Consider the following 25083-nt stretch of genomic DNA (forward strand, 5'->3'; position numbering starts at 1 on the left):
GCTTCCACCGACATAACGACACGGGACCCTTGCCCGATACTGCAACCGCCGATCCCCACGGCGAGCAGCGTTTCGACAAGGACTCTCCCCCGACATGAAGTCACACCTCCGACTGGCGTTCCTCGCCGGTCTCGTTCCCATCGCCGCGACCGCCGGCGACTCCCGCGACATCGATATCTACCGGGAACTGGTTCGTTTCCGTAGCCAGCACCTGGGGGCGGAACGCGCCTTCGGCCATACGACGCATGCGTTCCTCAGCCAGCTGGCCGACGATCCCACCTCGTTCTACGCCGAGCCCAGCGAGACTCCCGCCATTACCAACGAAATCTGGTGGACCCTCTTCCTGGATGGCTTGCCAAGTGATCCCGCCACGTTATCGCGCACCGCACTCGACGCATTGAAATGGCAGTCCGGCCTCAGCAAGGCCCTGCCGGGCGTCGACGTCCTCATCGACGACCAGGCCATCGCCGCTTATCGCGGCCGCGAGGTGGCGGCGAACGCACGCAAGGCCGGGATAGATCCCGACATCTTCTGGCAAGCGGCAGACATGAATGGCTCGATGAAGACGATCGCCGCCGGATACGCCGTCGCGTTGCAGATTCTCCGCGACCAGATGAAGGCGTACGACCCGGCGGATTATGGCCGTCGGGCGATCAAGCCCGATGTCCTTCAGCGCTACATGGCGCAGAGCCACCCAGGGCGGATAACCGAACACGACAAACGCTACTTGCAGGACATCCTGCGCTACGAAATACGTCGAAATGGCACGGTGACGGATGCCGACAGCCGCCACGCGCTTCCTGCCGCCTATCGTGTCGCACGCACGGCCGCCGCCTATGCCGACCAGGCAGGCTATGCCAACGCGCAAGGCTTCTGCACAGCAGATCGGCCACTGCCTTGGCTGCCGAGGCATCCCGCGGAAATGGAATACCACCAACCGCTGTGTTTCATCGCCGCCACCGACCGCGCCGTCCAGGCATGGTACCGGCGCGAGCTGCGGCAGGAGGAGGCGATCCTCCACCGCCGCGGCCACACGACATCCTCGCCGATCATGCGCCTGATCGCCGGTGTCCTGGCGTGGGTCGACGTCGTCTCCTTCATCGAAGTCGTCGAGGCTGTCGTCGCCGAAGACCTCGTCGGCATCGGTGCCCTCGACGAGGCCGATGCCGAGCTTGCAGCGAACCGTTCCACCCGCCTTACCTGCAGGATCGACCGATGATGAAAAACACTATCCACACCAGATCGTTCCTGGTCGCGGCGGCCCTGGCCTTTTCTTCCTGGACCACCTGCGCCGGCAGCATCGCGATCGAAACCGGCGAGGGCAATGTCGCCGCGCTTCTCGAACGGGAAGCCAACGATTTTACCGATGCACTCGGAAAGGCCGTCATCGACTTCACTCCCTCGCCCCCCTTGAGCAAGACCTTCGCCCTGCTTAGAAGCAAGGTCCAGGGCGCGACGGTCGCACGCATCGAATACAGCTATGAGAAAGCCGGCAAGACGGTGACACGTGTCTACCACGGTCGCAGTGGTCATTCCCTGAAGACGATTTTCGACAGGGCGTCCAAGAAGTCCGCATCTTCCGCCTCCGGCAACGAATCCTCGGCGACAGATTCAGGTGATGCCATCGGTATCATCGAAGCCGACGACATAGCGATGGATGCCGCGGAGGCGAAATATTATCCCATTGAAACCGGGCTCGACCTGCGAGCTCGGAAGCTTCCGGAAAGCACGTCCCGCCTGGAAGCCAGCGTCGTCGACAGCATGGACCACTCGTGGGACGCGGAGCTCAAGACGCTGCGCCGCATCGAGGACGACATCGAGAAGAAAATCGTGCCAAAGGGCGGCCGGGTGACCGGCTATGTCAGCAAGACCGTCTGCGAATCGTGTCGCGAAGTGATCGATACGTTTGCCCGGCTCTTCGACGCCGAGGGAACCATCTATCAATTGATCGAACCGGGGACGGGATCGGTGGCTGGTGACGGGGCTACCGCCATTCAAAGAAGCAGGGCGGTGTCGAGCAACTTCCTCGCCATGCGGAAGGCCTATGCCAAGGCGATCCTCAATCCTTCGCACCACGCGGTCATGCGTGAGCAACGACGGTCGGCGCTCGGCGACCTGGACAGGATCGAACAGGAGGCACTGGCCGTCGATGAACCGGAACACGATCCGTGCGTCCCATGATGTGGCCCGTATCCGTCCCGCAGAGGAGGGGGTTGTGCAGGGCGTTCATCGCGGCACTGTGCCTGGCCGCGATGGAGTGCGTGGCGACGACGGCCCACGTCGATGTCCTGTCACATCTCCAGCGTGAACGTATCGCGCGCCTTGGTGCCGCCGACGCCCTGGCGCACTCCAATGCCGCATTCGTCCGCCAGATGCTCGTGGAGCCGGCATCGCCCTACAGCGACCTCATCGCCGAGCCCGCATTCACGAACGACGTGGAATGGGCCGGGCTTCTGGAGCGTATCCCGGGTGGCCCCCTCACCTCCCACCAGGCCCTCGCCGTGATGCAGTGGGACCTTGGCATGACGCGCGCCCGGCCCGGCATCGATATCGATATCAAACCCGGGTATCGCGACGATTTCGCCTCGGCCAGCGCCACGAAGGCCGATGTCGATCCCGATATCTTCTGGCATGTGCTCGACCTGACCGGATACAGCCATTCCACGAAGGGAGCTGGCTACGCCGTGGGCCTGCAGATCCTTCGTCGCCAGTTGGCGGAGACGCCGGAAGAGCGACGGGTCGCGTTGAACGTGGATCCCGATGTCTTCGGGCGCATCATGCAGGCACGCCACTTCGATGAAGTCACCGAATACGACCTGGGCTATGTGTCAGCCCTCGTCCAGCAGCGCCTCGTTCATTGGCGCGTGGGCGGGAAGGCCTCCCATGGGCTGAGGGCGTTGCCTGTCGCCTATCGTATCGCGCGGGTTGCCGCCGCCTATCGTGATCTCGAAGGTTACCATGCTGGCTACCCTTGCGATCGAGCCGCGAACGCCATCGCCGGCACCGCCGGCACCGGAGCTGCCGGGGACGACCGCCCACTCTGTTTCGCTGCCGCAACCGATCGTGCCGTGCATCGTTGGTACCTCGGCGAGTACCTTCGCCAAAGCCGTGTCGTGCCGCATCACGAAAGTGGACTGGCGCACTTCGCGCGCCTTGCCGGCGCCATTCTCGCGTTGGTCGACATAGCGGGAGCGCTGGAAGTCGTGGAGGCCCTCATTGCCGACGACCTCGTTGCCGCCGAAACCATTACGTCCGCCGAGGCGGAATTCGCCGCCGAACGCGCCGACGTCCTTTCCTGCCGAATCCCGGATTGATCTCCATGCACCGTGCCGCACTCACCACACTGGGTTTCTCGTTCTTGTTCCTCGCTCCTTGCATAGGAAGCGCGGGAACCGTCGTGGTCGACAACATCGGTCTCGACGAAGGAAATACCACAGGGCTTCTCGAAGTCACCAGCCAGCACTACGTCGACGCGATGCGCGCGATCATCAGCGACCGGTACAAGGATGATTACCTCGCCATCCGCTGGGAAGCATTGGAAACTTCCATGACGAATGCCCAGGTGGCGCGCATGGAATACCGTTTCATCGTGAATGGTGAAACACGCATCCGCGTCTACCACGCGCTGGGTGGGGCACCACTGGGGGCAATGGCGCAGTCGGCATTCGGTGGTTCCACGCCGGCAATCACACCGGGCAGCCCGCAGAGACCGGATCACATGGAATGGAGCGATGACCTCCCCTCGCCGGTCCGTGAAGCCATCGACTACGTCGCCGCGGACGCGGAGGACAGCATCTTCTACACTGGCTTCAACGACACCGAGCTGCGCGCTCGCATCCTGCCTACCGGGACCTCCGTGCTCGAACCCTTCGATGTCGACGGTGCCGATCGCGCGATGGACCCCGAGTTCAAGATCCTTCGCGCAATCGAGCACGATCTGGAAACCCATGCCATGCCAGGTGGCGGCAGCGTACGCGGGGCCGTCGGTGGCGCCACGTGCGGCTCCTGCCGAGCTGCCATGCAAACGCTATCCGATACCTATGGCATCGACATCCACCTTACCCAGATGTTCGGCTCCTTGCCAGGTAGGCAGCGAGACGCCCTCGTCGCATCGGGAACGGCAAAACTTCGAGGCCGACGGCTTGTGAACAGTGAAAGCGGTCGCCCCCTGCTGGCGCGCGACGTCCTGGCCGATGCTCGCGACCAGCAAGTAAGGCGAAGCCTGAATCCGTCGTCGCTGAAGCGGTCGTTCAAGGGAATCCCGTGGCGGCCGCGATCATTCCGCCTGGGTCCACTGCGGCAGTCCCGCGCTGGCGAAGGTTCGGCGGAAGGCGGTTCGACAGCACCGAATGCCGATGCGATGGAGTTCCCCTCGCCTCAATGCTGAACGACGACGCCCCGGCCGGGCTTTCACCGGACGAGGCCGCGCGTGCGTGGGCGTGCGATCATACGTCCCATGAACGATTTCCAGCAGATGCCCCTGTCACCCGCCCTCCTGGCCGCCGTGGAGAACCTGGGCTATACGTCGATGACCCCGATCCAGAGGGAAAGTCTTCCGCCCATCCTCGAAGGACGCGACGTCATCGCGCAGGCCCGGACCGGCAGCGGCAAGACCGCCGCCTTCGGGCTCGGCCTGCTCCAGCGCATCGACATACAGCAGATCCGCCTGCAGGCACTCGTGTTGTGCCCGACCCGTGAACTCGCGGACCAGGTCAGCAAATCGATTCGCCGCCTGGCGACGAACATGCCCAACGTCAAGTTGCTGACCCTGTGCGGTGGCATGCCGCTCGGCCCCCAGTTGGCCTCGCTGGAACACGATCCCCATATCGTCGTCGGCACGCCCGGCCGCGTGCAGGAACACCTCAAACGCGGCAGCTTGCATGGTGGAGGCATCAGGGTGTTGGTGCTGGACGAGGCCGACCGCATGCTCGACATGGGCTTCGAGGAAGCCATCGACGACATCGTCAAGCGAATCGCGAAGCATCACCAGACGCTGCTCTTTTCGGCAACGTACCCTGATGCCATCCGCGCCGTGAGTGGCCGGGTGCAGCACGATCCGGTGACCATCACCGTCGAGCAATCCCACGACGAGACCACGATCGAGCAACGCGCGGTGGAGGTCGAGCCTGCCATCAAGGCCGATGTGCTCACGCGCATCCTGACCCAGGAGAAGCCCGAAGCCGCCCTCGTGTTCTGCAACATGCGCAAGGACACCGAGACCGTGGCGGCGGACCTCGATCGTCGCGGTTTTTCCGCGCTCGCCCTGCATGGCGATCTCGAACAACGCGATCGCGACGAGGTTCTCGTTCGTTTCGCCAACCGAAGCTGTTCGGTCCTCGTCGCCACCGACGTGGCGGCCCGCGGACTGGACATCGCGAACCTGCCACTGGTAGTCAGTTACGACGTGGCCCATGATCCCGATACGCACACACACCGTATCGGCCGTACCGGTCGCGCGGGGGCGACCGGCCTGGCAATCGTCCTGGCTGGTTCACGTGAACTGGGCAAGCTTCGCCAGATCGAGGATCGTCTCGGTGGTCCGCTCGTTCGTTACCCGGCCAAGCCGGCAAACGAAGCCCGCAAGGTACTGAACCTCGCGCCCATGAAAACGCTCGTCGTCGATGGCGGGCGCAAGGACAAGATGCGACCGGGCGATATCCTTGGTGCACTTACGGGTGACGCCGGCCTCGATGCCAAGGACATTGGCAAGATCGACGTCTTCGCCACACGTGCCTACGTTGCCATTCGCCGCGACCTGGCCAACAAGGCCCTCGAGCGATTGCGCGTGGGCAAGATCAAGGGCCGTAACTTCAGGGTGCGCGCCCTGTCCTAGATACCGTTCAGGGCCGCCTGCAAACCGAGCCCGACGAGGAATCGTCGTCGAGGGGATCTTCCTGGTCCGGTGATGTGCTCGCCGCGGGTGCCGAGAACATGGTGACGAGGTCATCGACGATGGCTTCGCGGGCCTCGCGAAGCGCCGCCCACGCCGGTGTCCGCAAGCCATCCTGATTTGCCCCGAAAACGTAGTTCACATGGACTTCCGAGCCCGTCTCGACGGCGAACTGGCGCAACGCCGGGTCGCACGACTCGCAAGGTTGCTTGCTGACGAAGCCGAGCAGATGACCGGCCGGCGCGACGATTCCTTCGCGAATGTCCCGGATGATCGCCTGAAGCACCTTGATCTCGGCATCGTTGCCACGATTGGGCATGTTCGGACGGACGGGTTGCGGCAGGACCTCGGAACCCTCGGTGGTAGCCGCCGCCATCGCGAACGTGACCACATCGTCCTGCTTGAAGTACTCGCTGTCCGGTTCGGAGGGAGCGACCAGGCCCGGCTCCCTTGGGTCGATGTATGTCATGAACCCCCTTCCGGAAGCGGCAAGATAGGTCCGGGTGAACGGCACTCCCTCCACGACGTAACGGTATTCGAAATGGGCGAATGTCGCCCTGCGCAATTGCTGTTGGAACCGTGAGAGCGCCTGCACGGACACATAGCCCCCATGGTTCCTGGACGCGTCGACGAGCCAACCGGCCATGGCGTTCGCATAGTGGCTCATGGCGACGCCGATCCACGTCCGCATCATGTGGTCGTCGTCCTGGTCGACCGACAGCAATGTCACGCCGTCCTGAAAGGAATCCCTGGCCCATGATGGATGTCCCGCAGCCAGCGCGGCGATAAATACCGTGGCGAGCACGGTCATGATCCAGCGTCTGACGGTCATGTTCATGGCCGCATCCCGCAAGAAAGCCGCAAGGCGCGCCTGGACGCACCGAATGCGTCGCGATAGGACACATCTCCCTCCACCAGGAGTTGACCGGTCACCTTTGCCTCCACCACCTCGATGCGCGTGACCTCCGCGATGGCGCTGGGCCGCGGGATACCGATCCATCCTTGACGGCTGCTGCGCAAGGGTGCCGCCATGCGCTCCGCAAGAGTGGGGGCGCCGTTGGCCCGATCATGGATCGCGGCAAGCTCCTGCACCAGTTCGTGCGCATACCACACATGGATAGCACGGTCCGTCGCATCATCGAAGCACAGTGGCCGCCGGTCGAACGTGCCCTCGCCTGCATGTTCGGGGTCGTGCGTGTCGTCTTCCATGCAGGGTTCGTGCTCGAAAGGAAGGCGCTGCCGGTACGCCGCCGCGATGCGCCCCAGCCTTAACGGTGCCGGCAGCTGACGGAAGCCGTAGGCACTCGTGGAGCCGGCGTCCCACGTCGCCAGCGCACCGTCGAGGAACTGGATCAGGTAGTGGAAATCGTGCGCCAGCATGAACTCGCCACCCACGAATCGATCGAGCACGTCGTGGCGAAGACCTCGGATTTTCCACAAGGATGGGGGCGTCGCCGCCAGCTTCGCCCTGAGCAATTGAGCGGCAAGCGCATAGTTCGCCGTCATGGCAGGATGTTCGAGCCCCTGGTTGCGGATGGCCTGCGCGTAGATGTCCGGTTCGATGCCGGCCTTCACGATGCTCCACGCGCCGGGAACGTAGCGCAGTTCCTGGGGCATCCTGAAGGTCTCGCTCGCTATGTGGGCCTTGGTGAAGCCGAGATCCCACACTTTCATGTCGTGGAGATCGCGCAGGTTCACGGGGTGCTCCTGCGTCGATACGCTCTCGATGGCGCGCCGCGTGGGCGTGTCCGGCGAGGGAAGCAGTGACCACTTGATGTTCGCGTAGGGCGAGGAAGGGCGATCTAGGATGTAGCGTGCATAGGATTCGTCGGTGCCGCTGTTAAGGTATTCGTAACTGCCGTTCCCCCGCGAGTACTCGCGAATGAGCACGGTCATCGGATCGACGGCGAGCGCCGTCGCGCCGGCGACCGGCGCCACCGACGAAAGGACGATCGCGAAGAAGAAACCGCGTCCTGGTTTCAAAAGCATGAGATCGAATGCGGCGGATGCGGATGCGGGATATGACATCCGGTGAGGCGACAGAGACATGGAGATTCCTTTCATGCACGACCGTCCGCGCAGGGGTCTCACATTCGAACAGGACCGCTTGTCAGACACCATCAGGCGATTGCTGGACGACCCGCATCCCGAACGCCAAAGCGTGTCAGTCGCTACCGGCCGTTCGCGAAGGTCATGTACCTCGTGGCTTGGCGCGATGGGTGGCCGACGCCGTCCAGGGATCGTCGGGCCAGGGGTGTTTCGGATAGCGCCCCTTCAACTCCTTCCTGACTTCCGGGTAGGTACGATTCCAGAATCCGGCAAGATCCTGCGTGACCTGGATCGGGCGTCCCGCTGGCGATAACAGGTGCAGCATCACCGGCACACGTCCATCGCCGACCTGCGGTGTATCGGACAGGCCGAACAGTTCCTGCAACTTTACCGCGAGTACCGGCGGTGCACCCGGGTCGTCATCGCGCGTTCCATACACGAGCCGGCGGCTCATGCCGCTGGGCACCTTGAGTTCTTCGGGCGCATGCGTGTCGAGGGCACGGCGCTGCTCGTAGTCGAGCATCGCCGACAACGCCTCCGACAGCTCGGCGGCTTGCACGGCCTCGATCCGCCGCTTGCCGGTGAGATATGGTGAAAGCCAGGCATCGACCGTGCGCGTCAACGCATCGTCCGATACATCGGGTAGGCCCAGTTCGGGACGCCATGCACGCAACGCTCCGATCCGCGCGCGCAGGCGCAGTGCCTGCTCACTCCATGGCAACGCTGCCACGCCACGCGTACGGATCGCTGCCAGCAGCGCGGGTAGCGCATCGGCACCCGTGATAGGAACGGCCTTGCGCGAAATCAGCAATGCGTCGAAACGACGTTCTTCGAAGCCCTCGGCGATTTGCCGCGCGTCGTCCCAGCGCAAGACGCGTTCGGTGACGAACCGGTCCGCATGGTCGCGCTCAAGCACGTCGGGGTCGAAAGGCGCAGCGGCGAAGACGAGACTGTCGCGGGCATCAAGGCGCAGGTCCAGCACCACGAGCCACGGCTCACCATGCAGGGCACTCGCTTCGTGCAAGCGCGCGCCGCGGCCGTTGGCCAACTGGTAGCGCATCGGCTGTGCTTCGTCACGACGCGCGACCCGATCGGGGAAGGCATGGACGAGGAGATCGCCGACCGCGTGCGCGTTGGGCACTCCGCTGGCGGCCGTGCGTGCACCGAGCCGTCGGCGCCACCCCGAGGACGCCTTCTCGATGGCCGCGAGCGCACCCACGTCGGCAGAGCCGGCGCGCGCTGCGCGGGCACCGCCATCCCGCCAGAGGTGCAGGGCTGCCAGGCGCTGGCGGAAGTCGTCAGAGCGGCCGTATTCGCCTCGCAGGGGCGACCTTGCCTCGACGAGGGCCAGTAAGTCGGCGACCAGTGCCCTGTGTTCGGGCGCCGCCCGCAACGCCGCTGCCGCCAGGCGTGGCGCCGCGCCCAGAACCAGCATCTCGCGGCCCAGGCCGGTGATGGTGGAGGCTTCGTCCAGCGCCCCGAGGCGACGCAGCAGGTCACGTGCCTGGCCCATCGCGCCGGCCGGTGGCGCGTCGAGCCATGGCAGTTCATCGGTACCCCAACCGGCTAACTCGAGGGCGAGGCCGGAGAGTTCGGTATGTTCGATCTCCGCCGTCCGGGACGGGTCGAGGCGGCGGCTCTGCGGCCATAGTCTATATGCCACGCCCTCGGCGACGCGGCCAGCGCGCCCCGCGCGCTGCTCGGCGGAGGCCTGCGAAATGCTCACCGTTTCCAGGCGGGCAAAACCGGAGGGCGGATCGAAGCGTGGTTCGCGCGCAAGGCCCGAATCGACGACCGCGCGAATCCCCGGCAAGGTCACGCTGGATTCGGCCACGTTGGTTGCGAGGACGACACGACGCGTACCAGGATCGGCCGGCGCCAACGCCAGTTGCTGTTCGGCCAGGGACAGTTCACCGTGGAGGGCGACGATCTCGGCGCCTTCGACCTGCCGCTCGAGCATCGCACGCGCACGCTCGATCTCGCGGCGCCCAGGCAGGAAGGCGAGCACGTCGCCATCGACATCCCGAAGCGCCTGCGACACGACGCGCGCGAGGTGTTGCTCCACGGTCTCCTGCGGGCGTACCGGCGGATACTCGACACGCACGGGAAAGCTGCGCCCCGGGCTACTGAGCCGTGGTGCATCGAGCCAATGCGCGATGCGCTCACCGTCCAGCGTCGCCGACATCACCAGCAGGCGCAGGTCCGGACGCAGGCTCGCCTGCACGTCCAGTGCGAGCGCCGCACCGAGGTCCCCTGCGAGATGACGCTCATGGAACTCATCGAAGACGACGGCACGAATACCGTCCAGCGTCGGGTCGTCCTGGATCATCCGGCCCAGGATGCCCTCGGTGACGACCTCGATGCGGGTGCGCGGGCCGACGCGGGACTCGAAACGGATGCGGTAACCCACCGTTTCGCCGACCTCTTCACCGAGTTGTCTCGCCATGAACGAGGCCGCCGCCCGTGCCGCGATCCGCCGCGGCTCGAGCATGACGATACGGCCACCGGCCAGCCACGTCGCATGCAACAGCGCCAACGGCACCTGGGTGGTCTTACCGGCACCGGGCGGTGCCTCCAGGACGAGACGTGGCCGCTCCGCCAGCGAGGCCACGATCTCGGGGAGCAGCGGGGAGATGGGAAAGACGGGACTCATGTACCCGCTATGGTACGCAAGCCGGCGTCCCCGCGGCCACGCCGCCCTATCCTTCCGCCTTGTCGCCGGCCGACATCGGCGTGACCTCCGCCGCTGCCTCGAAGGGTCGCAGCGAGCGGAACGCACGCCGGTAATCGTCCGACACCCGCTTGGCATCCTCGCCACCGGTGATCACCTTCGGCGTGATCAGGACGATCAGCTCGGTACGCTCCCCGGCATCGATGTTCGTGCGGAACAACGCGCCGAGGAATGGAATGCGCGACAGGTAAGGCACGCCACTGCGCGAGCGGGTCTCGGATTCCTGGATCAGTCCACCCAGCAGGACGGTCTGCCCGCTTTGGACGGCCACCTGCGTGGTGAGCTTGCGTTTGATGATCGGCACGTTGTCGCCCAGACGGATTCCCGCCCGGCTTACTTCCTGGGCGACATCGAGATAGACCAGGCCACCGGGATTGACGCGAGGGCGAACGTCGAGGATGACGCCGGTGTCCTTGTATTCGACCTGCCCCACCTGGCTGTTGCCTCCCAGCGAGGTATTCACGTATGTCTGTGTCACCGGGATCTGATCGCCGACCTGTATGCGCGCCTTGCGGTTGTTCACCACGACCAGCGACGGTGCCGAAAGGATCTTCGCGTTGTCATCCTGTTGCATCGCATGCAGGACGACCTGGAGATCCTTGTTGACGAACGAGTAGTAAAGCGTGTCCGGCCGACCGTTCGAGCCCGGACCTCCGCCAAGGGTCCACCGCTGCTTGTTGCCCGGCTGGGCCACGCCGCCGTGGCCGCCAGCCATGCCCTCCAGGTACCACTGCACGCCGAAGCGGAACTCATCCCGCAGCGTAACCTCGAGGATGCGGGTCTCGATCTGCACCTGAAGCGGTATCGCATCGAGCCGCTCGAGCGCCTGCCGAATCTGCGACCATTGGGACGGACGCGCCCTCACCATCAACTGGTTATTGGTATCGATAGCGGTCACCCGGATACCCGACGCCCCATCGCCATTCGCGGCGGCCGCCGGATGCGTCTGCGGCGGCTGGAAGAACGATGACTGCTCGGTAGAACGGTCATCGCCGCCAGCGCCCCGTTCGCTCGCATTGGCATCGCCACCATCCCCTAACGCCGATGGTGTAAGCCCGGGCGCCAGCACGGGTGCGGGTTGGTCCGGTGCGGAGCCGCCAAAGACGTTCGCCACGTAACGCGCCAGGTCGGACGCCAGCAGGTGACGAACGTCGTACACGAACAGGCGCGGTTCGTTGCCACCGCCACGATCGATGCGGGCGATCCATTCGCCCACCTGGTCGAGATGCGCCGCTTGCGTGGCGATCACGACGAGTGCGTTGGTTCGTTCAATGGGCATGAAGCGGATCAACCCGGCCACGGGTGCACCGCTTTTCTCACCGAACACGGAATCGAGCGCCGGCAGCAGTTCGCCCACCGACGCGTGTTCCAGGCCGAACACACCGACCGACATGCCGGCGACCCAGTCGACGTCGAAGGTGTCGATCGTTTCACCGTAATTGGCCAGTTCGTCACGGGTGCCCGCGACGACGAGTACATTGCGCGCGGCGTCTGCGAGGAGGATGGCGTCGGCGGCCGCGAAGGGCGCGAGCAGCTTGGCCATGGCCGGTGCCGCCACATGGTGAAGGGGAAAGAGCCGCGCGCTCAGGCCCGCCCCCGGCTTGGCGGCCTTGAGGCTCGGCACCAGGCGCCCGGCAACCGCCTGATGTGCTGGCAGGACGCTGTAGCGGCCGTGCTCACGCACCAGCGCGCTACCCGTCCACGCGAGCAATGTTTCCAGGATAGGCAATGCATCTTCCCGAGCGACGGGTCGCGAGGTGGAGAAGGAGATGGTTCCCTGCACTCCTGGAGCCACCGAATAATTCTCGGCGAGCAAGTCGCCGAGGATGGCTTTCACCACCGCTTCGACAGGCTGGTCCTCGAAATTCAGCGTTACCGCGCCTTTGCCGGTCACCGCCGGATGGGGCACATCGGCTGCGCGGGGGCGTATGAAGCGACCACTTCCGTGTTCGATTTCCCGGGCGATGGACGTGTTTGTCGCGCGGGGGCCATCGGATATCTCGCCTTCCTCCGGTGCCAGTGGAAGAGATGAAGGAACAGGCCGGTCCACCCCTTCCAGCGCGGCCCGCTCGATGGTTCCGGCCCCTTGTCGGGGTTTATGCGGGGCGCAAGCCGCCGTCAGCAAGGCCGAAAGCACGGCCAAGCCGATAATGCTGCGTTTCATGGTGTTGCTCCTCCTTCCCTGGGGGCGCGTCGAGCGCCCGCTACTGCGAATCCACTGATTGCTGACGTTGTTGCTGCTGTTCCATGCGACGTTTCTGTACGGCTTGCTTCAAGGCCTCTATACGTGCCCGCTGGAGGGCGTCGTCATCCTGCCGGGGAGGCGCTTCACGCGCCGACGACGACGATGCCGGGCGGGGAAGCGCGGGGCCGGTCATGCCTTGCGATGGCTGTTGCTCGATATGAACGCCGTTGCCGGATGGCGCGGGCTGTGCACGCGGCGGTTGTGGCGGCTGACCGGGCGGCATGCCGGGAGGCCGTTGACCGTTCTTCGTGAGAGGTTCCGGAGCGGCCACTTTCAGCGTCAGCTCGCGGTGCTCACCGCCGTTGTCGAACACCGCGCTGCGCGGCGTGAGCGATAAGAGCGTCCAGTGGCCGTCGGCGAGTGCGGCGCCTTCCTTCACCCGCACGGTGGAATCCTTGCCACGGTCGCGAAGCAAGGCCATGCGCAGTTCGGGCGTCATGATGATGCCGGTCAACTCGAGATCGCCGATGTTGCTCGATGAATCATCGGTATCGGCCACGGCGACCGGTTTGCGGTCCGCCATGAACAAGGGCCGCTGCCAGACTTCGGCAAAACGTGCGAGCGGCGTCGGCGCCGGCATCTCCACCGGACGCGCGGCCGGCAGTGGTTCGGCGGCCACCGGATCGTCCCAATGCACACCCCGCCCCACACCGAATACAAAGGAAACGAACACCGCCGCGAGCGCCAACGTGGCGGTGGTGAGGACCGGCGTCAGCTTGCGTTGTCCTGCGGCGTTCATGACGCCGCCTTCGCCGCGCGCGCGGCATGGATGTAACCGGATACGGTGAACTGCACTTCCATCGGTGCGGCCGCGCCGGACCGTGCAGCCACCGGGTTGCGGTAGATGCTGAAGTCCTCGATGAATAGGTACGGGGTCTCTTCCTCGATATCGTGCAGCACGGCCGTCATCGGTTGCACCTGGCAACGAAGACTGATATTCACCGTCACTTTTCGATAGGGATCGCCGGATTTTTCCTGGCTGGGCACAGGCATCTTCTGGACGACATCGCACGCGCCATCCTCACGGTGCGCGGCGGCGACATCGACGATGCGCTGCATCAGGCCAGCGGCGGCGGCGTTAGTGTCGTCACCGGGCAAGAAAGCGTCGCTATGGGTCTGTCCCTGTTCCAGCGATGCCAGTCGTTTTTCCAGTTGAGGCCGTTCCGCGATAGCAGCCGCATAGCGGCGCTGGGTATCGCGCAGGTCGTCCATTTCATCGGCCACGGCCAACTGTGGCGCGACAAACCACCAGTGCACGACAGCGAAGTAGCCGATGGCGACCGCCACCACGAGCAACAAGATGGCGGCGATGCGGGACTCAGCGGGCTTCATGCGCATCGGCGGTCTCCTTGCCCTGGACAGGTGCCGGCTTCGCCGGCGTCGTGGATGCATTCGCGGGCTTGGGTGCCGACGCGCTGGTGGCCGGTCCGGCCGCGGCGGCCTTGGCCGGCACGACGTCCGGCTTGGGTACCAGCGCCTTGGCCTGCATATAGAAACGTTCCTTGCCAGAGGTCGGGTCCGCCTGGATGGTGCCCTGGAAACTGGGGTCGCCGATCGTACGGGCACCTTTCAATGCGTCGATCAGGCGTGCCGCCTGGGGACTCTGCCCCTGGAACCCCAGTTGACCGCTGGCGTTGAGGGTGAAACGCTCGAGCCAGGTGTCATCCGGCAGACGATGGGTCAGTTCTTCCAGTACGGGAAGGACGGCGGCGGTCTCCATTTTCTTGCGCGCGAGGAAACCGGAGGCGCCCGCACTCTCCGTGAGCCGTTGGCGCAATGCCTTGACCCGCTGCGCGTCACCCTGCATCGCCTCCACATCGGCGCGCATGGTTTCGAGCGCCGCGTTCCTGTTGTGCAACCAAGCGGCCATGACGGCGAACAAAAGCAACCCGATGACCGCGAGCAGGCCGGCGTTGAGTCGTCGACGCCGGTCGACGCGGCGCGGTGCACGTATCGGCGGAAGCAGGTCGACGCCTGCAAGGGCATGCCCCTGCGCGACATCGACCCGATCGGGAGCGACGCCCAGCGATGCCAGTTCGTCCAGCAGGGGATCGAGCATCGACCGCGGCGTAGCGGCAAGTTCGGCGACAAAACGCCCTTCGGGACCTCCCCCACCGAGTTCACGTACACCGTAATGGATATCTTCCGCGCGGAAGGGTGTCTGCCTGTCGAGATCGTAGCCCACGACCTGACGCAGGTTGTCGCGCGCCGCGACGGGCAAGACCAGGCGGCGGCGCAGTACCTGCGCGGCGGGCAGCACAAGGGCGATCCGGCGGTCTGCCGGGTCGGCCTCCGACAAGGCGCGCGCCAGCACGGCTACCCGGTGTTCCGCACCGTCGATATCCGCGACTTCCGCCAGGACTGCCGACTCCCCCGAACGGCGCAACCGCCATCCATCGGTTTGGCGCTCTACCGCATACCAGCGTTCGCCACCGGCGAACGCCGCGCGCCAGCGCACCGGCACCAGGGCGGCGAGTTCGCCGCCCCACCAGCGCAGGAAACCCGGCAGCACGCTGCCCCGCCAGGCTCGGCGCAGGCGATCGAGCTGGACCTGGGAGGCTTCCTGCAATGTGCTCATTCAACATCTCCTTCGCGCCAACGCAAAACGGCGTAGGGCTGGTTTCCGGATCTTATCCCACGCAAACGGATCGTCGATGTAAGGGAACTCCTGGTTCCGTCGTCAAGGATCGCCTCCGCACGTATCGTGTGCGTGACACCGTTGCCTCCCGCGACGGCCGCGCCGCTGCTCTGGCCACGGCTCGACAAGATGGCGTCCGCCCCTGCGCTGCCCAGTCCGGGAATGGACGCCAGCGCCAACGGCTGCGCATGCTCCGTATTGGGCCGTTCGCGTCCCGACCAGATCGTGAGTGCCGGCGCCACCACCGTCCACAGGCGCGCGTCCATGCCCAGGACCATGCGGGCCTCCTCCACCGTGGCGAACGGTCCATTGCGCGGCCCGTACGCCAGACCCGCTGCTTCGTACTGCGGCTTCTTGGCGCCATTGGGCGATGCCGCGTCGCCGGGGCGGCGCCAGTCCTGGATGGCGGCGGACAGGCTCCCGGCCTTGTCGTCAGTCGCACCGGCGGCCTTGAACAGGCCTGTGAGGACATCGCCGGAAGCGGCGTTGAGATCGACCTTGCCATCCTCGTCGACGATCGTGATGTTCACGTTCGCATCGTCGAATGCGAACACGTAAGGCCGTCCGTCGGCCACCCAGCGAGACGCGGCATCGGATGTCTGCAAGCCCTCGATCGCGCGCATGACGCCAGCCTCCGCGGCGTAGTGCGCTCGCGTCTGCGCGAACTGGTAACGCGCCTGCAAGCCCTCGGTGCGGGCGAGCGCGGCGAAGCCGCCGAGCATGATCGCCAGCAGCGTGCAGCCCCACAGGACAATGAGCAGGGCCACGCCACGGTCTCGACGCAGGATCACCGCAGCACCGTTCCGCGCGTGCCGCGCATCATGCCGAACCCATTGCGCGAGGCGGACGGATCGATCCGGATCGGAGCGACGAGCGTCGGAAAGGCCACGTTGCCACCGACATCCAGTGCGATGCGCACCAGTGATGGCATACGCCGCGTGTCGGTCCACGTGTCCTGCCAGTCGCCCGGCCGGTTCTGATCGTCCATGCCGCGATAGGTGAACGCGCCCTTGCCGATGCCGCGCAGGAGGACCTCCGGTTCACCGAGCGGTTGCGGATCGCCACCGTCGGGGGGCAACAAGGCAAGCGCCACCTCCAGCCGATAACTCGAATGGCCGTCTTCCACCAGCGACACCGTCTGCAACTGCGGGCCCAGCTTCGACAGGTAACCCGGCATGGGGGCCACGAAACGCAATGAGTGATCGTCGCCGGCGAAGACGACCGGATCGCCGTCGTCGGTCTGCCCGAAAGGAATCACCAGCGCCTGCGCCAGTTCACTACGCAGGAACGATTGCGCCGAGCGGATCTCGTCCATGCGTTCGATGGCGTCGCTACCACTGCGCACGATTCGTGTCGCCGTACTGATCCCGGAGTACACGCCCAGCAGGACGATCGTCAGCAAGGCCAGCGCCGCCAGCACTTCCATCAGGCTGAATCCGCGCGCGCGCCTCATGGCGGGGCACCCCCGCCCGAGCCGGCCAGGCGCAGCGTCGAGAAACGCGCGTGCCGTTCGTCGCCGCCCTGTCCCCAGATCACGTCGAGATCGAGCCGGTACATCCCCGCCGCCGCGAATCCGTCCGCCGCCGGCTTCTCGTCGGGTGGCTGGTAGCGGCTGACATTCATACGCCAGCGGTAGGTATCGTCGAAGCGGCCTTCACTGCCGCCTTCACGCACGGGTTCCATCACGAAGGCGCCGTCGAGCAGGCTGCGCGCGCGCAGCGCGGCCTGGGTGCGCTCGTTCGCCCGCGCGGTGAGGCTGAGCGAACTGCCGGCGACCTGCATGAGCGCCGCGAAGGCGATGGCGAGTACCGCGATGGCGGCGATCACTTCGAGCAGGCTGAAGCCTTGCTGGCGGGCGCGGGTCATCGCGTGTCCACCACGCTGACCGCACCCGTCAGCCAGCCGACATTGACGTGCCATTCGCGCTCGCCGCGCTTGAGGGTGATGCGCCCACCCGTGGAACTGCCATCGGGAAAGAAACGGATGCGTCCGGTGCTTGCATTGGCCTGGTCTTCCCGCGCACTGGTGATCGACACGCGCATATCCTTGGGCAGGCGCACATCCGGCTTACCGGGTGCCTTGTAGGTCGACGCGGAGGTATCGACTTCCAGCGCGAGGCTCTGGCCGCGCACGATCGATTGCGCGCGGGTCCAGCGCAACGCCGCCGCGAGCTCGCCGCTGGCGGCGTTGACCCGGGCACTGGCCAGTCCCTGGGTCACCGGGATCGAGACCGCCGCCGCGGCGATCCCGATCAGGAGGATCACGGCCAGCATCTCGAACAGCGTGAATCCGCGTGCGCGCATGGCCGTGACCCGTACTCCAGCCGCCGATTACTGCCAGTTGCCGACGTCGGCCGAATAGCCGTCGCCGCCCGCCTTCCCGTCCTGCCCGTAGAACACGAGATCGAAGCTGCCGTGCTCGCCCGGGTAGCGGTAACCGAACGGATGGCCCCAGGGATCCTTGAGATCGGAAGCCTTCGCGTACGGGCCCTGCCAGCTGCTCGCGTCGGCGGGCTTGGTGGTGAGATCGTCGAGCGAATGCGGCGGCGTGCCGTTGTCGAGCGCGTAGTTCTCGATCTTCTGGCTCAGCGTGGTGAGCTGGGCCTTGCCCGCGCCGTACTTGCCCTTGTCGACGTTCTTGCCGACCTGGGTCACCACGATGGCGCCGATGATGCCGATCAGGACGATCACGGCGAGCATTTCCAGCAGCGTGAAGCCGCGGGCGTGGCGGTGTCGGAGGGTACGGTTCGCGCGCATGGGAAAACTCCTTGGAACGGTTTGATCAGTTGATGTTGCTGGTAAGGCTGAGCAGGGGCAGCAGGATCGCCGCCATGATGAAGGCGACCATGACGGTCATCACGATGGTGAGGGTCGGCACGAGCGCGGCAAGCAAGCGGTCGATGGCGCGCTTGGCCTCCACGTCGAAGGTGTCGGCGACCTTGAGCAACATGGTATCCAGTGCGCCGGCCTCCTCGCCGACCTGGATCATCTGCAGGGCGAGCCGCGGGAAACGTTCCGTCTGGCTCAACGCGCTGCCAAGGCCGGCACCCCCTTTCACACGCTCGGCGGCCTGTTCGAGGGCGAGGTCGAGGGCGCGGTTGGAGGTGACCTGGCGTGCGATCGCGAGGGACGAGAGCAGCGGCACGCCGTTTTTCAGCAGCGTGCCCAGCGTACGGGCGATGCGCGCGGTCTCGACCTTGAGCAGCAAGGGCCCCGCGACCCGCATCGTAAGCAGCCGGCCGTGGAAAGCCAGCTTCGTCTCGGCATCGCGCAGGCGCAGACGCAGGAACATGGCGAGCACCGCGAGGAACACGCCAATGGCCCACCACCAGTCACCGATCACCGTGCCGATCGCCAGCACCACCTTGGTGATGAGCGGGATGGGCACCTGCATGTCGGCGAAGATCGGCACGAACTGCGGCACCACATAGGCCAGCAACAGCACCAGGGAGCCGAGCACGCCGACCATCAAGAAGGCCGGATAGATCAACGCATTGATGATGCTGCCGCGCAAGGCCTGCGATCGCTCCAGGTAATCGGCCAGGCGGCGCAGCGTTTCATCCAGCGAACCACCGGCCTCGCCAGCGCGCACCAGGCTCACGTACAGCCGGGGGAACACGCCGTTCTCTTCGTCGAGCGCCGTGGAAAGGGTGGTACCGCCGCGCACCCGGTCACGGATGCGTTCCACCATGTTCTTCGCGCGCTCGCCCTCGGGCAGGTCGAGCAGGATGCCGAGCGCGCGATCCAACGGTTGCCCCGCGCCGAGCAGCGTGGCGAGCTGGTGGGTGAACTGCGCGAGCTGGTCGCCGGTGAACGCGCCCTTGCGGAACATGGCGGCGATCCCGCCGCCCGACGATTCGCCATCGGCCGGCGCGGCTTCGAGCGGCGTATGCCCCTGGTCATGCAAGCGGGCGACCACGTCCTCGACGGACGAGGCTTCCATGCGGCCCGTCAGGGCCTCGCCGGCGGCGCTGATGGCTCGATAGCGGAATTGGCTCATGCGAAGGCCTACGATTCCTGCGTGACGCGCAGGACTTCCTCGATCGTCGTGATACCGGCCACTGCCTTGGCCAGGCCGTCCTCGTACATGGTGCGCATGCCTTCCGCACGCGCCTGGCGCTCGATCTCGCCCGCGTCGGCGCGTTGCATCACGAGCCGGCGCAAGGGATCGCTCATCACGAGGAATTCCATGATGGCGCGGCGGCCCCGGTAGCCGGTGGGATTGATGGCGCTGGTGCCGGGCTTCCACAGGCGGATGGGGCGCTCGTCGGTGTACTTGTGCAGTTCGAACTGCTCGATCACTTCGGGCAAGGCCTCGTAGGGAATCGCGGTCTCGGGATCCAGGCGGCGAACCAGGCGCTGCGCGAGGATTCCGTTGACGGTCGAACCGAGCAGGTAATCCTCCACACCCATGTCGAGCAGGCGGGTGATGCCGCCCGATGCGCTGTTCGTGTGCAGCGTGGAGAGCACCAGGTGACCGGTGAGGGCGGACTGTATCGCGATGCGACAGGTTTCCAGGTCGCGCATTTCGCCGATCATGATGACGTCCGGATCCTGGCGGACGATCGAGCGCAGGGCGCCGGTGAAGTCCAGCCCGATCTGCGGCTTGACCTGGATCTGGTTGATGCCCTCGATCTGGTATTCGACCGGATCCTCGACCGTGATGATCTTCACGTCGGGCGTGTTGATCTGCGAAAGGGCCGTGTACAGCGTGGTCGTCTTGCCCGAGCCGGTGGGGCCGGTGACCAGCAGGATGCCGTGCGGCCGGTCGAGCACCTCGACGAAGCGGCCACGGAAGTGATCGGTGAAGCCGAGCGAGGCGAAGTCGAACACCACCGATTCGCGGTCGAGGATACGCATCACCACCGATTCACCAAAGCTGGTCGGTACAGTGGAGACGCGAAGGTCGAGCTCCTTGCCCTGCACGCGCAGCTGGATGCGTCCATCTTGCGGCAGGCGCCGCTCGGCGATGTTGAGGCGCGCCATGATCTTCACGCGCGAGATCACCGCCGCCGTGGAACTCGAAGGCGGCGCCTCCACCTCATGCAGGACGCCGTCGATGCGGTAGCGCACCTTGAGCCGGTTCTCGAACGGTTCGATGTGCACGTCCGACGCGCGTTGTTCCACCGCGCGCTGCAGGATCAGGTTGACCAGCCGGATCACCGGCGCCTCGGACGCGAGGTCGCGCAGGTGTTCCACGTCGTCTTCCACGGCGGCGTTGCCGTCCAGGCTCTCGACGATGCTGCCCATCGCGGAGCGGCCCTGGCCGTAATAACGTTCGATGAGATCGTCGATCTCGGAGCGCAGGCCGACGCGCAGCGGGATGTCGCGTCCAGTCGCCAGCCGCACGGCTTGCAAGGGATACGGGTCGGCGGGATCGGCCACGAGCAGGACGACGCCGTCATCGCCGTCGCGGACGGGAACCACGTGGTATTGCTTGAGGAAACGGAGCGAGAGCTCCGTATCGGCGGGGGGCAGTTCCGGCGCGTCCTTCGCCGCGAGCAAGGGCAGGCCCAGCAGGTCGGTCCACGCGTCGGCGAGATCGCGCTCGGAAACCAGGCCGAGCCGCGCCATCAGCGCCGTGAGCGTGCCCTCCGGCGTTTCGTCGTGCAGGCGGCGAGCCCGCGCAAGGTCGGTATCCTTGAGCCGACCATGCGCGACGAGGTGCGCGCACACCTGGGCTTCTCCCGGTTCCCCGGTCAGCATGTCCCTATGCTCGGTCATCGCAGACATGCCATCTCCATCACGGTCCGTTGATTGCGTCGTCCGGCCGATCGTTCCTGACCGTACGGGCCGCTATTGGTAGCACATACCGTGCGTCGGCGGCGACCGCGGGCGCTGCGTTTCGCGACGCGGCGCAACAAGCGAAAGCCGGCGTTTCCGCCGGCTTCAAGGACTTGGCGGCGCCTTGTGGGCGCCGCCCGGGTTGTTTTACCAGCCCACGCCTACACCAACACCGCCGGAAGTCTCACTACCGCTTACGGCAGCGCCGAAGGTGAGACTGGCGTTGGACGAGAGGCTACGCGAGTAGCCGACCGACAGGGCGCCCTGACCCTTGTATCCGCCCACACCCACGCCGAGCCGGTTGTCGCCGTTGACGCCCTGGGTGCTGAAGGCCATCTGTGACATCGCCGCGCCCATCGCGCCCACCTTGTTAAGGCGGTCGCTGAGGTTACTGAAGCGGCGATCCACCGTGCGCTTGTACTCGTCGAACGCCCCGCCACTGACCACGTCGCCGAACTTCTGGTCGGTATAGGCCTTGGCGCTGCTCAGCGTCGCGGCATCGCCCTGGTCGGAGTAGGACTTCGCGGTGGCGACGGCCTGGTCGACCTGGCTCACGTTGGCCGCATCGGTCGGCGCCGTGCCGGCGGCGACGTTGGTCACCCGACGCTCCGCTCCCGCGCTTCCCACGGAGACGGTGTTGGGCTGGTCGGCCACGGAATTGGCGCCGAGCGCGACGCTGTTGGTCGCCGCCGCCGTGACCGTGGCACCCGTCCCCACGGCGGTGCCATTGTCGGCGCCGACGCTGGCATTGGTGCCGACGGCCAGGTCGGTGGGATCCTTCGCGTAGCTGCCGGCCCCGATGGCGGTGCCGTTACCCGTTCCGTCGACGACGGCGGCGGTGACCGGTACGGCCGCCGCCTGCACCGGGGCGGATGCGTCCTGCGCGGCCATCGGGGCCGCGACGCCGGCACTGGCGACCGATGCCGACATGACGCTGTTGCGCCGCACCGGCGCCGTTCCCGGCAGAGTGCTCCCGCCGGAGCCGGACTCCAGCTGGTTCACCCGGCTGTCCAGGGAGGACAACGCGCCGTCGAGGGCCCCCACCGCATCGCCGACCGTACTGTAGGAACCACCCTGCACGCGATACACCGGCCCGACGAACCCGGTGGCACCCATCGTCGCCCCACCGCCCAGAGCCATCGCCACCGCGTTGCCGGTGACACTGGAGGTGCCGGCAAAGGCGCCGGACAGCGCCGTGTTCAACTGGCTCAGGTTCACCGCGTCGGTAGCTTGTGTACCAGCCGCCACGTTGGTGATCTGGCGGTTGCTTCCCGCGCTGCCCACCGACACCGTGTTCGCCCGTGTCGCCAGCGACCCGTTGCCCAGGGCCACTGAATTCACCGCCAGCGCACGCGCGCTGTCGCCGATCGCGGTGGCACCGGCCGCGCCGGCATTGGCGAAGGCGCCCACGGCCGTGGCCGATTCCCTGCTCGCCGTGGCGAAGGCGCCGCTGGCGGTGGAGAGATCGCCCGTGGCGCTGCTTCCCGCGCCGGTGGCCGTGGCGAGCGTTCCCGTCGCACTGGCATCGTCGGAACCGTCACCCGCGCCCGTGGCCGAGACGTAATGACGGGCACTGGCGACGCTATCGGACAACTGCGTCAGCTGATCCACATTGACCGCATCGCTGCCCTGCTCGCCGGCGGCCACGTTGGTGATCTGGCGCTCGCTGCCGCGCGCGCCCACCGACACCGTACCGGCGCGATCCGCCAGGGCATTCGAACCGACCGCCACGCTGTCGGCCGCGGTGGCCGTCGCATTGGCCCCGAGGGCGACGCTGGCGGCGCCACGGGCGGTGGAGAAATCACCCACCGCGACACTGCTCGTGCCGGAAGCCCAGCTGTTGATGCCCAGCGCCGTGGCATTGCCGCCCGGCGCGTAGGCGAAGTAACCCAGCGCCGTGCTACCCACGCCCTCGGCTCCCGCGATGGCACCCAGCGCCGTGGCGAAGTCGGCGGTCGCCTGCGCGCCGGCGCCGAACGCCGCCGCACTGTCGCCGGTCGCGCCGGTATAGATGAGTCCGACGCCAGCGAGGTTGCTCGGCCCACCGACCGCGACCGAGCCGGCGCCTGACGCCGTGGTGGAGGTACCCACGGCCGTCGCATAGTCACCCGTCGCATTGGCCACCGCGCCCAATGCCGTGGATTGCGCACCGCTGGCATAAGCGCCGACACCGGCCGAGGTCGCCGCGAAACCGGTGGCCTGCGAACTGGCACCGACCGCCGTACCACCTACACCGGCGCTGGTCGCACCGGTGTCCACCGGGTTGCCATTGCCGTCGGCGATAAGCGGGTTGCCGTCCTCGTCGACGGCGTTACCGCCCACCGCGACACTGCCCGCGCCTGTCGCCTGTGCACCCGCACCGAAGGCGGCCGCGTTCTGTCCGCTGGCCGTGCTGCCGTAGCCGGTCGCGGTCGCGAACTGGTTCGCAGCCACCGCGCCGGAACCGGTGGCCGTGGCACCGGAGCCTGCCGCCAAGGCGCCCGAACCGGAAGCCGTGGCGTAATCACCGTTCGCCTGTGCGTCGTCACTACCGTCACCCAGGCCATTCGCCTTGAAGTAATGACTGGCGTCACCGACGCTGGTGGCGAGCGAATCCAACTGTCCTTTGTTGACTGCGTCGGTGGCTTCGGTACCCGCCGCGACGTTGGTGACCTGCCGCTCGCTACCGACATCGCCCACCGAAACGGTGTTCACCCGATCATTGAAGGAGCCCGCGCCGAGGGCCACGGAGTTCGCCGCCGCGGCGATCGCCGATTCGCCTACCGCCGTGCTGCTCGCACCATCCGCGTAGCTGTTCCAGCCCAGGGCGGTCGCGTAGTCCGCCGTGGCCCATGCGCCCGTGCCGAAAGCGGACGAGGCATAGCCCGAGGCCTGCGCCGGTATCAGGCCGAAGAACGTGCTGCCACCGACGGCGACACTTTCGTCGCCCGTCGCTTGCGCGCTCTCGCCCACGGCCACGCTGCTCGCACCGGTCGCGGCGCTCTGCGTGCCGATCGCCGTCGACAGATCGCCGATCGCATTCGCGACCGCGCCCACCGCCGTCGCTTGCGCGCCGCTGGCATAGGCGCCCACACCGAATGACGACGCGGCAAAGCCGCCAGCCTGTGAACTCGCGCCGACCGCCGTGCCGCCCACGCCCGCGCTCGTCGCTCCGGTATCGACCGGCAGGCCGCCATGGGTGATCAGTGGATTGCCCTCTTCGTCCACCGCGACACCGCCGACCGCGACGCTGCCCGGACCATTGGCCTGCGCACCCGCGCCGTACGACGCGCTGTTCTGTCCGGAGGCGACACTGCCATATCCCGTGGCCGTCGCGTTGACGCCCGTGGCGACCGCGCCGCTGCCGTTGGCGGTGGCACCCGTGGCACCTGCGAATGCACCCGAACCGGAAGCGGTGGCGAAGTCGCCGATCGCCTGCGCATCGTCGCTACCGTCACCCAGGCCATTCGCCTTGAAGTAATGACTGGCGTCGCCGACGCTGGTGGCGAGCGAATCCAACTGTCCCTTGTTGACCGCATCGGTGGCCTCGGTACCGGCCGCCACGTTGGTGACCTGCCGCTCGCTGCCCACGTCGCCGACCGAGACCGTGTTGTCGCGATCCGCATACGAACCCTGGCCCAGCGCCACCGAGTTCTCGCCGATCGCCCACGCATTCGCACCCAGCGCCGTGCCGCCGTTGCCCAGCGCCCAGCTGTTCGCGCCAATCGCCACCGCGTTCGCGCTCTCGATACCGAACAGCCCGAAGCC

20 protein-coding genes and 1 pseudogene are annotated in these 25083 nt (G+C 66.4%); 5 read left to right on the forward strand and 16 right to left on the reverse strand.

Annotated features, from left to right (window positions below; all coding sequences use genetic code 11):
* Nucleotides 1–94 precede the first annotated feature (94 nt).
* From J2T07_RS16105 to dbpA, 5 genes are all read left to right on the forward strand, one after another.
* Entirely contained in the window at nucleotides 95–1219 is a 1125-nt protein-coding gene (locus J2T07_RS16105) for a hypothetical protein (protein WP_306851203.1), read from the forward strand.
* Nucleotides 1216–2181 (forward strand): hypothetical protein, encoded by a 966-nt coding sequence (locus tag J2T07_RS16110; RefSeq protein WP_306851204.1) that lies wholly within the window; start codon nucleotides 1216–1218, stop codon nucleotides 2179–2181. The genes J2T07_RS16105 and J2T07_RS16110 overlap by 4 nt, the downstream gene beginning before the upstream one ends.
* Nucleotides 2169–3314, forward strand: coding sequence for a hypothetical protein (locus J2T07_RS16115; RefSeq protein ID WP_306851205.1), 1146 nt, complete (start codon nucleotides 2169–2171; stop codon nucleotides 3312–3314). The genes J2T07_RS16110 and J2T07_RS16115 overlap by 13 nt, the downstream gene beginning before the upstream one ends.
* A 5-nt stretch (nucleotides 3315–3319) precedes the next feature.
* Entirely contained in the window at nucleotides 3320–4387 is a 1068-nt protein-coding gene (locus J2T07_RS16120) for a hypothetical protein (RefSeq protein ID WP_306851206.1), read from the forward strand.
* A 69-nt stretch (nucleotides 4388–4456) separates the two neighbouring features.
* The gene (dbpA, locus tag J2T07_RS16125; RefSeq protein ID WP_306851207.1) at nucleotides 4457–5833 is read left to right on the forward strand and encodes an ATP-dependent RNA helicase DbpA; all 1377 of its coding nucleotides are present in this window, start codon (nucleotides 4457–4459) and stop codon (nucleotides 5831–5833) included.
* A 7-nt stretch (nucleotides 5834–5840) separates the two neighbouring features.
* On the opposite strand, the gene J2T07_RS16130 is transcribed toward dbpA, so the two are convergent.
* The 16 genes and pseudogenes from J2T07_RS16130 to J2T07_RS16200 all read right to left on the reverse strand — a co-directional run.
* The gene (locus tag J2T07_RS16130; RefSeq protein ID WP_306851208.1) at nucleotides 5841–6728 is read right to left on the reverse strand and encodes a hypothetical protein; all 888 of its coding nucleotides are present in this window, start codon (nucleotides 6726–6728) and stop codon (nucleotides 5841–5843) included.
* A complete protein-coding gene (locus J2T07_RS16135; protein WP_306851209.1) occupies nucleotides 6725–7939 on the reverse strand; it encodes a hypothetical protein in 1215 nt (404 codons plus the stop codon). Before J2T07_RS16135 ends, J2T07_RS16130 begins: the two co-directional genes overlap by 4 nt.
* A gap of 142 nt (nucleotides 7940–8081) precedes the next feature.
* Nucleotides 8082–10592, reverse strand: coding sequence for an ATP-dependent helicase HrpB (gene hrpB / locus J2T07_RS16140; RefSeq protein WP_306851210.1), 2511 nt, complete (start codon nucleotides 10590–10592; stop codon nucleotides 8082–8084).
* A 46-nt stretch (nucleotides 10593–10638) separates the two neighbouring features.
* On the reverse strand, nucleotides 10639–12834 hold the full coding sequence (gene gspD / locus J2T07_RS16145; protein ID WP_306851211.1) for a type II secretion system secretin GspD: 2196 nt from the start codon (nucleotides 12832–12834) through the stop codon (nucleotides 10639–10641).
* Between the two features lie 40 nt (nucleotides 12835–12874).
* Entirely contained in the window at nucleotides 12875–13654 is a 780-nt protein-coding gene (locus tag J2T07_RS16150) for a hypothetical protein (RefSeq protein ID WP_306851214.1), read from the reverse strand.
* Nucleotides 13651–14253, reverse strand: a complete 603-nt coding sequence (gene gspM / locus J2T07_RS16155; RefSeq protein ID WP_306851216.1) for a type II secretion system protein GspM — start codon at nucleotides 14251–14253, stop codon at nucleotides 13651–13653. The genes J2T07_RS16150 and gspM overlap by 4 nt, the downstream gene beginning before the upstream one ends.
* Nucleotides 14234–15493 carry a PilN domain-containing protein gene (locus tag J2T07_RS16160; RefSeq protein ID WP_306851218.1) on the reverse strand — a complete coding sequence of 420 codons (1260 nt, stop codon included), beginning with the start codon at nucleotides 15491–15493 and terminating at the stop codon, nucleotides 14234–14236. The genes gspM and J2T07_RS16160 overlap by 20 nt, the downstream gene beginning before the upstream one ends.
* On the reverse strand, nucleotides 15490–16344 hold the full coding sequence (locus tag J2T07_RS16165) for a general secretion pathway protein GspK (protein WP_306851220.1): 855 nt from the start codon (nucleotides 16342–16344) through the stop codon (nucleotides 15490–15492). The genes J2T07_RS16160 and J2T07_RS16165 overlap by 4 nt, the downstream gene beginning before the upstream one ends.
* Nucleotides 16341–17006 (reverse strand): prepilin-type N-terminal cleavage/methylation domain-containing protein, encoded by a 666-nt coding sequence (locus J2T07_RS16170; RefSeq protein ID WP_306851222.1) that lies wholly within the window; start codon nucleotides 17004–17006, stop codon nucleotides 16341–16343. Before J2T07_RS16170 ends, J2T07_RS16165 begins: the two co-directional genes overlap by 4 nt.
* Entirely contained in the window at nucleotides 17003–17419 is a 417-nt protein-coding gene (locus tag J2T07_RS16175) for a prepilin-type N-terminal cleavage/methylation domain-containing protein (protein ID WP_306851224.1), read from the reverse strand. Before J2T07_RS16175 ends, J2T07_RS16170 begins: the two co-directional genes overlap by 4 nt.
* Nucleotides 17416–17856 carry a GspH/FimT family pseudopilin gene (locus tag J2T07_RS16180; protein WP_306851226.1) on the reverse strand — a complete coding sequence of 147 codons (441 nt, stop codon included), beginning with the start codon at nucleotides 17854–17856 and terminating at the stop codon, nucleotides 17416–17418. The genes J2T07_RS16175 and J2T07_RS16180 overlap by 4 nt, the downstream gene beginning before the upstream one ends.
* 27 nt (nucleotides 17857–17883) lie before the next feature.
* The gene (gene gspG, locus J2T07_RS16185; RefSeq protein ID WP_306851228.1) at nucleotides 17884–18309 is read right to left on the reverse strand and encodes a type II secretion system major pseudopilin GspG; all 426 of its coding nucleotides are present in this window, start codon (nucleotides 18307–18309) and stop codon (nucleotides 17884–17886) included.
* Nucleotides 18310–18334: 25 nt separating this feature from the next.
* The gene (gene gspF / locus J2T07_RS16190; RefSeq protein WP_306851230.1) at nucleotides 18335–19552 is read right to left on the reverse strand and encodes a type II secretion system inner membrane protein GspF; all 1218 of its coding nucleotides are present in this window, start codon (nucleotides 19550–19552) and stop codon (nucleotides 18335–18337) included.
* 8 nt (nucleotides 19553–19560) lie between these two features.
* Nucleotides 19561–21276, reverse strand: a complete 1716-nt coding sequence (gene gspE, locus J2T07_RS16195) for a type II secretion system ATPase GspE (protein ID WP_306851263.1) — start codon at nucleotides 21274–21276, stop codon at nucleotides 19561–19563.
* 207 nt (nucleotides 21277–21483) lie between these two features.
* Nucleotides 21484–22476 (reverse strand): YadA-like family protein, encoded by a 993-nt coding sequence (locus tag J2T07_RS19180; protein WP_430539371.1) that lies wholly within the window; start codon nucleotides 22474–22476, stop codon nucleotides 21484–21486.
* A pseudogene (locus J2T07_RS16200) lies at nucleotides 22465–25074 on the reverse strand (ESPR-type extended signal peptide-containing protein); the annotation flags it as partial. The gene J2T07_RS19180 and the pseudogene J2T07_RS16200, both read right to left, overlap by 12 nt.
* Nucleotides 25075–25083 lie beyond the last annotated feature (9 nt).

Origin of the sequence: Luteibacter jiangsuensis, assembly GCF_030812295.1 — a bacterium.
Lineage (GTDB): Bacteria > Pseudomonadota > Gammaproteobacteria > Xanthomonadales > Rhodanobacteraceae > Luteibacter > Luteibacter jiangsuensis_A.